The following is a 13,801-nucleotide window of genomic DNA, read 5'->3' as shown; positions in this document are numbered from 1 at the left end:
TCCTCTGGTTTTATATCGGCATCCGATGGTATTCTCATCAACTCCCAGGCGATTATGGCCTCTTATCCACTCTCCGGCAGCTCCATCCACTGATAAGGCTGCTTGGCGGCGATAAGTCCGTTTTCGATGATCGTCATCGTGGTAATCGTCTCGGCTGAGGGCACGGTCACTTGGCCAGTCTCGAAAAACGCCACCAGATCACGTATGAAGCTCTGGAAGTAATCCGATGCCGGCTGCACGACGCGGCAGGCTCCCGAGTCGTAGTTGACGGCCATCATGAACGGACAGCCGTGTCCCGGCTGCTGGATCGTTGCCTGCCGTCCACCCCCGAACTCGATCAGAAGGGCTGGCGCAGCCTCCGTGCCGACGAACATAACGCGCTTCGCGTCCGTACCCATCAGGGCAATGATCGGCTCGATCTGATGAATCGAGTAATTTTCAAACGAACCCGGTCCTAAGCTTGAGATGACCTTGATCCCTGCACGTTCAACTTCCTCATATTCCGCGGCATACCGCAGCGCGGATGAGGAATAGAGCGGGGTCTGATACTTCGCGGCTCGCTCGAATAAACGCAATGCCGCTGCCCGGTCCGGGGCAAACGTCTTATCGATGTAGGTCGGCTTCCCCGATGCCAGCGGCAGCTCGGCCAGCATCTCGTGCTGCTCTGGGTTGTCGGGCGACAGCACGATCAGAACATCGCTCTCAGCGATCACGTCTTCCACCGTTTCACACCACGTCACGCCATGCTTCGCGCACCATTCCCGATTGCTCAGCCCGTGCTCGGCATCCTTTATGGCATACGCAAAGGCGACTTCCATCTCGCCGCCTGTGGCATTTCGAATCCATCCGGGGTATTGATTGGCATGCCATTCATCCAGATAGTAATCGATAAAGCCGATTTTCTTCATGCCTGCGCTTCCTGCTTCAACAGGGAAATCTCGCGGCCTTCTTCAGACGATTGGTAAATGGCCTCAATCATTTGTGCGGTCAGGATCACCGTATCAATGTGCGACGGCAGCTTTTCCCCCGAATGAATACCCGCGATGAAACCGTCAATCTCCTCTTGATAGGCATTGGTATTCGAATAGCTTGGCGTGCTTTCGATCAACGCGCCGTGTTTCGCCGAGTACAGCGTAAACTCCTTGCCATACTGAAGGCGAATGCCCGCTTTGTCCCCGAGGAAATCAATGTATGTTTCTTCCACGCCGATGTTTTGCGCCCAAGCGCCATTGACCGAGATCGACGGTCCTTCCGTCCGAATCATGGCCGTCACAAAATCATCTACATCATAGCTGCCTTCATAATTAGGTGGACCCGCCCACATTTTCAGATATGCATAATTCTCCATGTCTTTGCCAAGCTTGGAATACGCCTGTCCCGTCACGGTCTTCGGCTGCGGATCGCCCGTGCAGAACATGACAATATCCAGGTAATGGACGCCCCAGTCAATGAGCGCCCCGCCGCCGGCAACCGCCTTGGTCGTAAAGTCTCCGCCAAGTCCGGGGATCGAGCGATGCGCCCGGAAGCTGACCACGACATGGTACAGTTCACCAAGCTCTCCACTTTCGATCATTCCCTTGATGATGTTAACGCCTTTATTGAAGCGGTTCACAACGCCGATGTTCAGCGTCTTGCCGGTTTCATGCTGTACCTTCTGCATCTCCAGTGCTTCCTTGTACGTTCTGGCCACAGGCTTCTCGCACAGCACATGCTTGCCCGCGCGCATGCACTCGATCGCGATCGAAGCATGGACGTTGTTCGGCGTACAGATCGACACCGCCACCACGTCCGGGTCCTCCAGAATGACACGGTAATCCTCCACTGCCGTACCGCATCCATACTCCTCTACCGCTTTCTCGGCCCGCTCCTTGCGAATGTCGCAGAAATACTTGATCTCGGTCTCCTCGTTAGCAATATAAGACGGGATATGCGCATGATTGGCAATCGTCCCACAGCCGATCACGGCTACAATCGTTTTGCTCATAACTTCTTCCCTCCGATGGTTTGCACCCGGACAGGCAGCTCCGGATGGCATAAAGTATTTTGGCCGAGAACGCGGTTCGAGAAAGAATGCCATTGTTTATCCAGCCGACGGCAATTCATTCGTCCATCGTTGCGGCCAACTACTGACATAATATCATGTAAGCGCTTTATTTTGTTGTGAAAATCGTTTATTGAAACTTGGGTCATCGTATTTTTTGGAGCTGAGTGGTTGCTTGAAGGGGAATGGAACAAGCTGGTACGATTTATAAAAAATATGCGGGGAGATGCAGGGGTATGCCAACTGGATCAGGTTCTGCCCCTACGATTTTGCCTGTTCTTTTGGCTATGCAGGGAACCGACAGGCTTACTTGCTTTCTAGCTCGGCTTCCAGCATTCATACAGATTTCATTGTTGGAACACCTCATCAAGTTGACTATTTACGCCCAAATTCGTTGCCTCTAGATTACTAATTCATTTTTCTATTATTAATAATTTATGTAACTTTTTTGGAATTCACGGTGTTTATACATTGTAAGTCAAAAAATGATAAAGGAGGCCATGTTTTTTTTCATTTAATTATTAGTTAGGAGGGTTTATATGAAAAAAATTCTTTCCAGCATTCTTTCTCTCGTTATCGTTCTAGGATTTTCGTCAACATCTTTTGCGGCTTCGGATTCTACTGTTACCCCACAGAATGATCGGACAGTCGAGTTCAAAGAACCGCAATCAATTCAGGCAGCACAAGATATTCAATCAGAGACCTACGCGGAAACACCTTTTATAAAGATAGCAAATAACGGGAATGGAACAGATGGTATAAGTACTCTAGCCGCTGTCGCGCTCCCTTACTATTTTAGTTCAACCTTTGATGCTTCGGTATCCTCGGCAAGTGATATGAAGAATGGAAACAGTACTACAGTCCGTATTACTGCTAATTATGACTGGGTTACAAATGATTTCCCTAAAATCCTTGACCCTAGCCAGAGATATTATGATATTACATTGTATGCAAATGGTGTATCACAAGGTACTTATCGATTTTTAACAGGTGGGTGGAGACACGCTGATTGGACTGGCGTTCCAATAGGAGCCACACTTAGTTTTAGAATGACGAAACCGCAACAAACTTGGAGTACAGGTACTTTAGATGGTAGAATCACTGGTAGTGGAGAAGTATTAAATCCGTAACTTATTGACATAAAATAAAGACAGAGGTGATTTTCCATGAAAAAGAAAGCAATTGTTATTTTGACAGCTGTGATTTCTGTGATTGCAACAGGTTCTGTAGCATTAGCTGCATCTAACGGAAAGATTGGTTCCATTAGCAATCCTGACGTGCTAACCCCCCCTTCTAGAGAAGAGGCTGTAAAAATCTATAAACAGACATACGAAGAAACCCCATTTATCATTGACGCAAGAACTGGAGAGCATTTAGAGAAACCAGATCTTAATTTCTAAGGCATTCTAAAAAGATCCGAGCTAATAACGGCTCGGATTTTTCTTTTATATCTATATAATGAATTTCTATTGAGCTCGCCTTTTTTTTGTCCATGCACATCCAATCCACTGAGCAACCATAAGTCCGAAAATGAAAACACCTACAAAAATACTCCAAAGCCACTAGGGGAACATAAGATAAAAAGTCAGAGCTATGATTGCACTTGCGATTTGTTGCAATTCCGATTTAAGACTTTTCGCCATGACGCTATAACATTTTCCATTTTTAAAATTAGTCTTAGCCTCGAATCCCCAATACTTTCTTCGCCCAATCACTGCACCCACCATGTCTCTGTCAGTGCTCCTGTTTGCATCAGCGATGGCATGGCCCACCTTCAGCGGTAGATCGGATACGTGAAGAGATCCCCCGCATAAAATGACAGATGGGCCATGAGAAGTACTTTAATATAAAAAGTCGGATACATATTGGGGCTCAGCATCCATCCACGGTAGGCTGAGCCCCAAATTTATGAAATCCACATTCATGCACAACAATTCATCCGCAAAAAGCGTACCACTTATTCCTCTTCAATCGGCGATAAGGTCTGTGCCGCAAAAAGATAAAACGCCATGGCATCCTCTCCGTTGGCAAAACCGGCCTGTGCCAACTTATCGCTGCCTCCGCCTTTCCCGCCATATCCGTTCAGATGCTGCTTGAAGAACGCACCGCAAGCGAGTTCGTTTTCTCCCCCTCGGGCAAGAAGTACCTTATGATCCGCGCCAGATACGAAGAGTACGATAACGTCAGCGTGGTCGGTGAGTTTGGCCGCCAGATTTTGCATATCCTTCAGCGGCTTGTCCGCAAAGGTGTACTTGATCAGGCTTCCCTGACGGTCTGCCAACAGCTTTTCAGCCAGATATGCGTCATTCTCCGCCTTCACGGCAATCAATTCAGCCTGGAGCTGCTTTTGCTCCTGATCCCATCTCGCAATCCGGTCCGGTATCTCTTCCTTGGCGGTCTTGAACCTCGTGGACAAGCTGCCGAGAATCTCCATGCCGGCATTAAATTCTCTGAGTGCACGATAGCCGCATTTAAAATAAATACGCATATGCCCCTTCTGCTTCTCCGCTCTCAGCAGTTTGATCATACCGATCTCACCCGTTGCGGAGACATGCGTCCCGCCGCAGGCGTTATATTCGATCCCTTCGATCTCTACGATCCGGATATCTTCGGTTACCTTCGGCTGCTTCACCAGCGACAGTTCGTCCGCCTGTTCCCGGCTCACGAAATAATTCGTCACCTTACGGTTCAGGTAAATCTGGTCATTGACCTCGAGCTCCAGCATCATCAGCTCGTGCTGCGGCAGATCAGACCGGGCGATATCAATGGTCGCGTAATCTTCACCCAGGTGAAAACTGAGCGTCTCTGCCTGGAATGCCTCCAGACACATGGCCGATAGCAGATGCTGTCCGCTGTGATGCTGCATATGGTCGAACCTTCTCCCCCAATCCAAGCGGCAGCCGACCTCTTCCTTCTCGGGGAAATGCTCGACTTTATGCAGGATCTCCCCGTCCTCCTGTACGACATCCAGAACCGGAATTTTATCGATCCATCCCATGTCACAGGGCTGCCCTCCGCCATGCGGATAAAAGGCCGTCTCCTCCAGGACCACATAGGTTCCGTCCTCCCGCTCCACTTTGCGCGTGATTCGTGTCTCCCACTCCCGGATATAAGCAGATTCGTAATATAGTTTCTTCGTCATCTTCATGTCCTCACTGTTCCCAGGTTAAATTCACATAATATCAGCTTACTATAAAACGGTGGCGAAGCGCCAAATCCTCCTTAAAAATAAAAAAGACCGCCTGCAGCGATCTGTATCAAATGAACGAAAGAACGGGCAAGCACTTCACCTGTATTCCGGATGCAATCAAGGAGAAGCAAGGTACAACTTTAGTTCATTTTATTTAACAGCACAGTTTTCCGTACCATGGGTTCATACCTGATAGATTTATTTCACTTTTCCATATGAATCATTATCTCCAGATGTCGACGGCAGACTCATCTTAGATAGACTTTATCTTAGGCTGGACCTGCACCATTGATTACGTTGCAATCCCATGCTGCATCCCTACACTGCTTTCCACAAAGCTTGACCGCTCCACGCAATACAAATCGTAGATCTGCTGCGTATGATTAATCGATTGATAGACCTGCTCGTTTCGTGCATTGGCTAATTGGACATACGGTAGTTTTTCGACTGCTTTCTTCGAGCGAATATTTTGGGTTCGGATTTTCAAATAAATCGTTTCGATATCATGTTCAAGAAACAGTTCAGCCAAAAAAGCTTCCTTCGCTCGTTGATTATACCCTTTTCCAAAATAAGGGGTTCCAATCCATGTGGCCAGGAAACCTGTCTGTTGCACAATATTGTAGAGATCAATCGTACCGATGGGATGTCCCACCTCGTTAAGAATGGTTCTGGAGATACATGTCCCCAGCTCTTCCTCAGCGATCAACTGTTGGGTTACGAATACATATTCCTCATAAGATTGGCATGGATAACGAACATAAGAAGAAACCACCGGATCCATCATGAAGTGATACAGAGAATGGCATTCGTGCAAATCACGTTGTTTTAACATTTCATCAACCACCCAGTCCTTTTGATTCGCCATATCAAGCAAATTAAGTATATAAAAGGACTTGGGGGATTGTTTAAAATCTGCATTTGCTTCATGTAAAATCTATTCTCAAAAACTAAAGTTGGAGTCCGTTGTTACTCAAGCCAATTTACCGATCATTTAACCCTTTTCCATCGAGAATTTGCTGCACATATTTTTCAACTCTGGACGCCCGGGTTTTGGATTGTTTCGGTGCAGTAAAATAAAACACGTACGCTCTTTGCCGTCCCGGCGTCAAAGCTTCAAAAGCAGCTTTCAAGGCAGGATTTTCATCTAACTTATTTTGAAATTCTTCAGGAATGTCGAGCTCTGTATCCTGAATAACATCCACTTTCAAACCGGATTTTTCCACTTCAATGGCTTCAGCAATATAGGCTTTCAAGATGGGTTCCAGCCGGGTGATTTCTTGGGTATCAGTAAACCGAATCTGGCGACCTACCTTCGTATTCTCCCCGGTTTTGACTAGAATGCCATGGGGGTCTTGCAGCAAATAACCTTTGAAGAATAGAAGCGCAAAGTATTCTTTGAATCCTTGGATGATCACGATGTTTCTACCCTCATAAGTGTAACAAGGTTTCCCCCACTTCAATTCTTCGGTCAACGGACAGTCCAGCAGGATCGCTCTCAATGTCTCCATTTCTTCCAGCCACTTGGTGGCTCTACCTACAAATGCATCTACCTTAGGATTCATTTTATTTTCATTTGTCATGTTCGTTCCCCTTAATTGTTATTCTCGCAGGTGGCTTAGGCATATATTCATATTTGTTTACAGAAAATCGTTATATGATACGGATGGTAGAGATGACTCTCCATTGGGTATCATTCGATTCATCAAGACTTTATCCTCCTTAAAACGATCCGACAAGTGGCTTCTGGCGCTGGAGATTCTGTGGTGGATTTCGCGATCATCGTTATTGAGGACTAAAAATGGGTATGTTAAGATAAGAATAGAAATAAGGAGCAGCCGCCCTGCTGCTCCCCGGCACAAACATCTTGAGCGGGAATTTCTCCTCCAAGATCAGTAAGACCAGGAAGTAACCCACTTAGGCGCGAACCTTAAGAGTGGGTTACTTTCGTTTATCGATGTAAGTCAGCAAAGCCAACAAGAAGATCCCGAAGGTTATCGCCTCACCGAACGAAATGTTCATCGCATCACCCCCTTCACAAGGAGGAATGCGCCCACTCAAGGTGTGTATGTACCATCCAAATTATAGCATTCTATGAAAAGAGAATCATTAATAATGATATATTTTGTCCAATGTCCAACCGTCGACCCACCTACTGCCCTCTACGGATTCCGAACACCCGCTTCGCCAAATCCACCTGCTCATGATCCAGCTGCACCTTAACAGCACCCGCACGTCTTGTTTCCCGCCATTTTTGCAGATCCTCTTCCGTCTCTGATTTGAGCTCTGCTATTTCGATGGCCCTATCAAAAACGCTGCTGTCCCTAAAATCAAACACGCAGACGCGACTCCCTCTTGCATGGCTTCACTGACTAGCTTACATTTTTATTACTGAAAAATAGAACGGTACGACTCGGAAGGATGGGATGCCACTTTGCCTGACAGGTGGAGCAGTACATCGTCCACTCGTTTCAGCAGCGTCTGAAGCTGCGAGGTGTGAATCTGCCGAAGAAAGGAACCATCATTGCAATTGGCCAGAAAATGAATGATATGCATAAACATCACCCTATCCAAATCCGGGACGGATTCCTGCATCGTTAGCTGGACGACATCCTGAAGCGTAAACGAAGCCGGGGGAAACATGCAGTTATTCTCCTTCATATAGAGTGCCTTGAGCATGTACTCCAAAGCACGGTCACTAAACAAGATACATACATGAGCAGAGGTCGGATGCATCATCCGGACTGCTGAGTTCATGTGGATCTGGGCAAGATGCTGCATCTTGATCATGCCTTTGGTTTGAATCCGGCTTCGGTCCTGAATAATTAACAAATTATCCTTGGTATCTCTACATTCGTTGATGGAATTTGAATGATTCACATGCTTCAGCTCCTATTGCGGTAATTGGCGATTCCTAAATGCGATTGTTTCGCTTTTATTGACCGTGCCAAAATTGCAAATGCATTAGAAGTAGATGTATCACAGTCAGAGTCTTAGAAAACAATAGATGAATAAATATCTAATTTACGCATAAAATATATACATAATATTACTATATAGTAGTAATAAATACAAATAACTTATTATCTATACGTTATTACAAATCAAAACATTCCCTACACTTCTAATAAAGAGAGGTGTAACGATGTCAGATAATCTAAAATTAGTCGGAACACGTATTAGGGATCTTCGTAAATTAAGGGGATTGTCTCAAGAAGCCTTGGCAGAGAAGGCTGGCTTTAATATAAGTTATATAGGTTTTGTTGAACGAGCCGAACGTAATGTTTCCATGAAAAACTTGGGGAAGATTGCTAATGCTTTAGACGTTGGAGTTTATGAGCTTTTTACATATTTGAAGGAACAGGAAGAACTGCCTGAGGAATCGACTTTGAAAGAAGTTGTCTCATTGCTGAGAGAACGTGATCCAAAGGATGTAGAGATGGTGAAGAATGTGTTGATTGAGATTTTTCGACGGATTGATGAAAATGGTTAATACAGCCGATCGGTTTTGAGGTTATCTCTGTCATATAGACTCAAGTAAAAAAGAGAATCGAAATACAGCCCTAGTTCGGTGCTAACCGGACTAAGGCTGTTTAATTTAGTCTGAAATTGTTCGTGGTTGTAGAAGCGGCAGTATTATAATCATACTTAATAGCTACTCATATGTTTTGAATTTCTCGAATTGAATACATTCGCTTTCAAGGTGAGACGAAAGCCCTTCAATCAAGCGATGTCCAAGCAGTACCCCATCTCGAGGTTTCTCTTGGTGAGCAGATTATGGTAAAGATTGAGGGTGTATTGAAAACCCTGGTCGCTCTACGGCAACAGATTCTTTGTTTTCTTACGGACGTGGCCTTATCAAACGTATCTAGAACTAGCTTTAGATCATTTCGTTCGCTAGCTCAAAAGCTATAACTTCATTGTTATACAGATCATAAATCTCGGACACGTACAGAAAGCTTTGTTTAAAGGCAATGTACGTGATATCAGTGACTCACTTCTGGTTAGGGCCTCTTACGGCAAACCCCTGATACCTCATCCCTTAATCAGTCGATACAACACTCGGTTGTGATTATTAAACCGTTAACAACTAAAGGATACTGATTTAAAAAATCTGGAATGGCACAAAGTGCTAAAAAAGCATCACGGATATCGAACGTATTCGGGTTAGTCCTCTGTCGTAATATCTAGTTTCTCTTTCTATTCTCTTACTTACTATATTTTGGTGTTATGTCTCACTTTTAAGCCTGATTATACGGCGGTGCAACCATTTCGACAGTATAGTTTCCATATCTTATTACTGAAGTTTTTAATTCATTTTTTTGATTATAAGGACTTTCCTTTTGAATTAAATCAAAAAGTTTTGTTATTGTAATACTTTCACTTGCGAATGCCCCAATTAATTCAAGCAGATTGTACCATTGGCACCAAGCCGTGTTACTATGTGGCTTTTCATCTCCAGAATAATTCCCATTGTGTCTACCAATAACAAAAAGTTTAATTTTATCCTTGTTTATAAGTTGTGGACTTAGATGCAGAAAATCGGCTATCCGTTTTTCTGAAACTGCATTAACCCATTGTTCAATATCGTTGACCCATTTTTGTGACTTCTCTATATAATTCTTTCTTTTACTTATAAAGGATCGTGTTGATTCATATATTAAATCCTGCCATTTTAGTTGAATAAAAGCAATATCCCCTGTCTCTTTATCAAAAATACATGCATCAATATCCGTAATAATTCTCCCATTTTCGAAAATATCTATACTTCTATTAAATGTAATGAAACGTTTGCTGTCAAAGCACTTATAAAGCTCGTTTCTAAATAATTGCTCTCTTCCTCTAGTGTTGCGATCCCAATCTTTTGAATATTGTCTTTTTATCTCAGACAACATAAAATCTATTGGCTTATAAATGCAGCCGGTAAATGAACGCAACAACTGTGTAGAAGATATCCTAGTGAATAAAGGAACTGGAGTACCTATATGGCCGTAGTATTCCTTTTTTGTCTCATCATATATAAACATGTCAAATATATTCTCGCTTATTTCTTTAGAAACTCCTAAAATAAAGGTCAGAGAATCCAAGAAAACATCGTAATCTACAACAAGCGGTAGTATATTAACTTTTTTCAGATTAGGATCTTTTTTTGTTGCTATCTCAACAAATTGCAAGTGCTTTAAACATATTGATTCAATAGCAATGAGTGCGTCTAGAAAAAAATGATACTCAATATCTCCAAATTTAGAGGTGTATTCAAATCCGTCCCATTCTGTTGCTTGAACAAAGTCCAACTGTGCATTGCGAATGAAGAAAAGGTCTACTTCAGGGTCAGCATCATAACCAATAAAATTGTAGTTCCATGTATATACTAATTTCTCCATCTTTTTAATGATCTTTGGAAGTTGACTAAATCCTTTAATGTACTCATCCTCCAAAGAATTCAGCATTGCATGAGAGTATTTCACAGTTTTTGTTTTTTCATATCTTTCAATTGAATAATGCGTATTCACATAAGATAGACGTGCATTTTTTTCTGTAATAAGCTCATATTTCAATATTCCGAAACGAAGCAGTTCTTCGTAATTTTCCATGGTTCCTGCTTTAAAACAAATATCCAAGAATGCCTTAACGCTATGGATAGATTGCGTTGTTGAAGGTGTTATTGGGCACCCTTCAACTTTATTATAATCTTTATACAGGTAACGAAATGCTATTGGAAGAGAAAAATCAATAAAATTAAGATCTTTATCACTGTTTCTATGACTTTTATGAAGTACCGAGTCATAAATTTGATCACAGTACCGAACCACTTCATTGATAAATAATTGTTGTTCTCTTACTGAGAGTCCTGATATAAACTTTTCTACTCTGTTTAATGCATGATCTCTAATTTTTTTTATTATTGTTGTAATTTCCATAGAATCATCCTTCATAAATAAAAAAAGCAAACCTTCGAAAGTACAACTCTCAAGAAGCATAAAAAGGCCCAATCTCTGGTTGAATGTTGTTCGTCGGAACAGCATTACCCAAAGAGAGCGAGCGCCTTTTAGGTGAAGACTACGACATATATCCGAATAGCAAGAACGAATTTCTCCTATAATCCGAAAAAGCTTCGGTGGATTTTCCCTTGATGGAGCGTCGCAATTCTATCGCTAGCTCGGGAAACGACCGCCCACATCTTTCGAGATACTATACATCAAGCTATGATGTTGGTAGCGTCCACCCGGGAAATGACTCAGTAGCGTGTTCTGTTCTAGCTTGCGAAAATGAAAAATCCGCTTACAGCCGATGATGAGGTAAATAGAATACGGTGCAAAGAGAAGAGTGCGTTGTACACCTGTCCTCCCCCCCCCCCCGAAGATGTTGCACCATCGTCTTTGAGAGTTTGATGTTTTCGAGAATCGTCGGATAAATTTTATTACTGTTTGCAGATCTTCGACCTGGGTCCCATGGTTGAGACAGTCTATGGCGATCAGAGCGGCGCGATCAAAGGAACCCATTCAAACAAAAAAACTTCAGCCAGAAACTAGGTGGTAATTTGCTCAATTAATTTAAGACACCTATACTCCGGATTCCGCTTCAATTCGCACTCCCAAACCACGCTAACTTTCCAGCCCATATCCCTAAGCAACTGTTGTTTTTCTTGATCCCTTAATAAGTTTCCATCGATTTTTTTAACCCAGTAATCTGTATTTGATTTAGGGATACGGAAGTACTTGCAACCTTCATGGCCATGCCAGAAGCATCCATGTATAAAGATAACTGCCTTATACTTTGGCAAAATAAGATCGGGCTTTCCCGGTAGTTTCTTATCATGCAGTCTGTAGCGGAAACCTTTGTTGTGCAGATACCTCCTGACAATCATTTCAGGAGCAGTGTTCTTCGACTTTATTTTGGACATCATCTTGCTGCGTTCTTCTGTTGTCAATGTGTCCACCATCAGCAAGTCCTCCCTGCATGTTGGATAGCCCTCTACACAAATCGAGCATTTCTGCAAGTTTAGCAGCGATAGCCCTCCCCATGATTGGCGGTACTGCATTTCCAACTTGCTGGTATTGCGAATCCTTTGTCCCTACAAATACATAGTCATCAGGAAAGGATTGCAGTCTGGCTGCTTCTCGTATACTTATTGCCCTTGGAATCGTTGGATGAATCCACATTGATTTGCGTACATTTGTAACTGTTCCAGAAGGCTTGCCATATTCAAGTCTTAAATAGATTGAATTTTGTGTTCTTTCTGGTCGAGTATACGTATTCTCGATTAAACTGCGATCAAGATCATGGAAGTTCTGCCCTTGACCCAAAGCTTCAAAACGTTTTTGGGCAGTCTCTCTTGTTTCCGTAGCTACGTGATTGCTTAACATGACCGAATTGCGTAGTAGCCGCGTAAGCTCCGTTGCTTCAAATTCATTATTTAGCGGAATGGGATCATCCTCTGTGTTAAAAACTGGATGTATCTGCTCCAAATCCTGAATCGCATCAAATACAGTTAAATATTCTGCTTCTTTATAGACTTTTACAGGCAATTCCGGTTGAAGATGCAAGTCTTTTCTCAACCCAATAGCAATATATCTTTCACGAAGCTGCGGCACCCCAAACCATGCAGCATTAAGCACACCATCATCTATTTGATACAACTGCCCCAGCCTTTTACCAATGTAATCAATAACTGAGTATGAGTTAGCATCTACATACACGCCTCTTTGATCTACCTTTAAGTTGCGTACAGCTATATTATTATCCAATAGTTCTTTTGCATGCATCATCAGACGTTGAACATTCAGATAACTCAAAATCTCATGTTCCGCATCTTCAAATTCTATTTCCTCTCCAGCATATCTAATAAATGCATTAAGCGAAGCTTGCTCAAAATTAATATACTGTCTTGAAATAGCTGGGCTTCTTTGAGGCAGTACTGAGATATGCTTGATACATTGTTTGCCTTTGCTCAGAGCCTTCTCCCTTGTCTCTTCCTTCCGGGAGTTTTTATGCAACATTCTTAATGCATAAAACACCTTGTCAGGCAAAATCAGTTCATTTAAAATAGCAGGATTAAACAAATACTCATAGATATCGCCCACGGGGCACTCGGTATCTAAAAGACAAATTGTTTCGTTGCGGGTGACTATTCCCAGTTGCTCAAACTCAACCCCATCACTATGTGTACAATAAAAACGGTGAATATCCGACTTAAGCATCCGAACATTCTCCATCACAAAAGCTTTCGGCTTCAGTTTGAGAATCACTTCAACATACTTCTTAACCAGACTATTATTTTGGCTAATAATATGATTTCGTTGACGATTTGCATTTGAAAACCCTTGGCAAGGAGGGCCCCCAACAATTACATCAAATTCTCCATATGAACGCTTGAAAGAGTCGTAGTCCGTTATATCCAAGATATCACTTAGTACTTCTGTATTCTCATGATTGCGTTCATATGTTGCTTTTGCATAATCATTTTTCTCAACCGCAACAGCAATATCAAATCTTTCTGTCTGCATAAAACCCAGACTCATGCCGCCCGCACCTGCAAATAAATCTAATAGTCTATACACGTTGTTCCACCT

13 protein-coding genes are annotated in these 13,801 nt (G+C 43.1%); 3 read left to right on the top strand and 10 right to left on the bottom strand.

Features of this window, described 5'->3' with window-relative positions:
• Window positions 1-62: 62 nt before the first annotated feature.
• The gene (locus GRF59_RS26505) at window positions 63-908 is read right to left on the bottom strand and encodes a Gfo/Idh/MocA family oxidoreductase (RefSeq protein WP_160500732.1); all 846 of its coding nucleotides are present in this window, start codon (window positions 906-908) and stop codon (window positions 63-65) included.
• Window positions 905-1,984, bottom strand: a complete 1,080-nt coding sequence (locus GRF59_RS26500; protein ID WP_160500731.1) for a Gfo/Idh/MocA family protein — start codon at window positions 1,982-1,984, stop codon at window positions 905-907. The genes GRF59_RS26505 and GRF59_RS26500 overlap by 4 nt, the downstream gene beginning before the upstream one ends.
• 596 nt (window positions 1,985-2,580) lie before the next feature.
• Between GRF59_RS26500 and GRF59_RS26495 the strand changes: the two genes are divergently transcribed.
• Both GRF59_RS26495 and GRF59_RS26490 read left to right on the top strand, forming a co-directional pair.
• Complete coding sequence (locus GRF59_RS26495) at window positions 2,581-3,171, top strand: hypothetical protein (RefSeq protein WP_160500730.1); 591 nt, start codon at window positions 2,581-2,583, stop codon at window positions 3,169-3,171.
• Window positions 3,172-3,207: 36 nt separating this feature from the next.
• The gene (locus GRF59_RS26490) at window positions 3,208-3,441 is read left to right on the top strand and encodes a hypothetical protein (RefSeq protein WP_160500729.1); all 234 of its coding nucleotides are present in this window, start codon (window positions 3,208-3,210) and stop codon (window positions 3,439-3,441) included.
• Window positions 3,442-3,998: 557 nt separating this feature from the next.
• On the opposite strand, the gene GRF59_RS26485 is transcribed toward GRF59_RS26490, so the two are convergent.
• The 5 genes from GRF59_RS26485 to GRF59_RS26470 all read right to left on the bottom strand — a co-directional run bounded on the left by GRF59_RS26485 (window position 3,999) and on the right by GRF59_RS26470 (window position 8,108).
• Entirely contained in the window at window positions 3,999-5,183 is a 1,185-nt protein-coding gene (locus GRF59_RS26485; protein WP_160500728.1) for an alanyl-tRNA editing protein, read from the bottom strand.
• A gap of 340 nt (window positions 5,184-5,523) precedes the next feature.
• Entirely contained in the window at window positions 5,524-6,063 is a 540-nt protein-coding gene (locus GRF59_RS26480) for a GNAT family N-acetyltransferase (RefSeq protein ID WP_160500727.1), read from the bottom strand.
• A 148-nt stretch (window positions 6,064-6,211) separates the two neighbouring features.
• Window positions 6,212-6,811, bottom strand: coding sequence for a YdeI/OmpD-associated family protein (locus GRF59_RS26475; RefSeq protein ID WP_160500726.1), 600 nt, complete (start codon window positions 6,809-6,811; stop codon window positions 6,212-6,214).
• 569 nt (window positions 6,812-7,380) lie between these two features.
• Window positions 7,381-7,566, bottom strand: coding sequence for a hypothetical protein (locus GRF59_RS29535; RefSeq protein WP_202128912.1), 186 nt, complete (start codon window positions 7,564-7,566; stop codon window positions 7,381-7,383).
• A 50-nt stretch (window positions 7,567-7,616) separates the two neighbouring features.
• Complete coding sequence (locus tag GRF59_RS26470; protein WP_160500725.1) at window positions 7,617-8,108, bottom strand: hypothetical protein; 492 nt, start codon at window positions 8,106-8,108, stop codon at window positions 7,617-7,619.
• 265 nt (window positions 8,109-8,373) lie between these two features.
• Between GRF59_RS26470 and GRF59_RS26465 the strand changes: the two genes are divergently transcribed.
• The gene (locus tag GRF59_RS26465) at window positions 8,374-8,721 is read left to right on the top strand and encodes a helix-turn-helix domain-containing protein (protein ID WP_160500724.1); all 348 of its coding nucleotides are present in this window, start codon (window positions 8,374-8,376) and stop codon (window positions 8,719-8,721) included.
• 748 nt (window positions 8,722-9,469) lie between these two features.
• On the opposite strand, the gene GRF59_RS26460 is transcribed toward GRF59_RS26465, so the two are convergent.
• From GRF59_RS26460 to GRF59_RS26450, 3 genes are all read right to left on the bottom strand, one after another.
• Entirely contained in the window at window positions 9,470-11,149 is a 1,680-nt protein-coding gene (locus GRF59_RS26460; protein WP_160500723.1) for a hypothetical protein, read from the bottom strand.
• 608 nt (window positions 11,150-11,757) lie between these two features.
• On the bottom strand, window positions 11,758-12,171 hold the full coding sequence (locus GRF59_RS26455) for a very short patch repair endonuclease (protein WP_160500722.1): 414 nt from the start codon (window positions 12,169-12,171) through the stop codon (window positions 11,758-11,760).
• Window positions 12,098-13,789 carry a DNA cytosine methyltransferase gene (locus GRF59_RS26450; RefSeq protein WP_160500721.1) on the bottom strand — a complete coding sequence of 564 codons (1,692 nt, stop codon included), beginning with the start codon at window positions 13,787-13,789 and terminating at the stop codon, window positions 12,098-12,100. The genes GRF59_RS26455 and GRF59_RS26450 overlap by 74 nt, the downstream gene beginning before the upstream one ends.
• Window positions 13,790-13,801: the final 12 nt, after the last annotated feature.

The sequence above is a fragment of the Paenibacillus dendrobii genome (genome assembly GCF_009807035.1).
GTDB classification, from domain to species: domain Bacteria; phylum Bacillota; class Bacilli; order Paenibacillales; family Paenibacillaceae; genus Paenibacillus_AQ; species Paenibacillus_AQ dendrobii.
This window is presented reverse-complemented; position numbering and strand designations above follow the sequence as displayed.

What these genes read in the sequence shown, in the direction of transcription:
- GRF59_RS26455 (WP_160500722.1), bottom strand. Translation starts at nt 12,171, where the DNA reads ATGGTGGACACATTGACAACAGAAGAACGCAGCAAGATGATGTCCAAA.
- GRF59_RS26465 (WP_160500724.1), top strand. Translation starts at nt 8,374, where the DNA reads ATGTCAGATAATCTAAAATTAGTCGGAACACGTATTAGGGATCTTCGT.
- GRF59_RS26460 (WP_160500723.1), bottom strand. Translation starts at nt 11,149, where the DNA reads ATGGAAATTACAACAATAATAAAAAAAATTAGAGATCATGCATTAAAC.
- GRF59_RS26480 (WP_160500727.1), bottom strand. Translation starts at nt 6,063, where the DNA reads ATGTTAAAACAACGTGATTTGCACGAATGCCATTCTCTGTATCACTTC.
- GRF59_RS26505 (WP_160500732.1), bottom strand. Translation starts at nt 908, where the DNA reads ATGAAGAAAATCGGCTTTATCGATTACTATCTGGATGAATGGCATGCC.
- GRF59_RS26490 (WP_160500729.1), top strand. Translation starts at nt 3,208, where the DNA reads ATGAAAAAGAAAGCAATTGTTATTTTGACAGCTGTGATTTCTGTGATT.
- GRF59_RS26500 (WP_160500731.1), bottom strand. Translation starts at nt 1,984, where the DNA reads ATGAGCAAAACGATTGTAGCCGTGATCGGCTGTGGGACGATTGCCAAT.
- GRF59_RS26495 (WP_160500730.1), top strand. Translation starts at nt 2,581, where the DNA reads ATGAAAAAAATTCTTTCCAGCATTCTTTCTCTCGTTATCGTTCTAGGA.
- GRF59_RS26475 (WP_160500726.1), bottom strand. Translation starts at nt 6,811, where the DNA reads ATGACAAATGAAAATAAAATGAATCCTAAGGTAGATGCATTTGTAGGT.
- GRF59_RS26485 (WP_160500728.1), bottom strand. Translation starts at nt 5,183, where the DNA reads ATGACGAAGAAACTATATTACGAATCTGCTTATATCCGGGAGTGGGAG.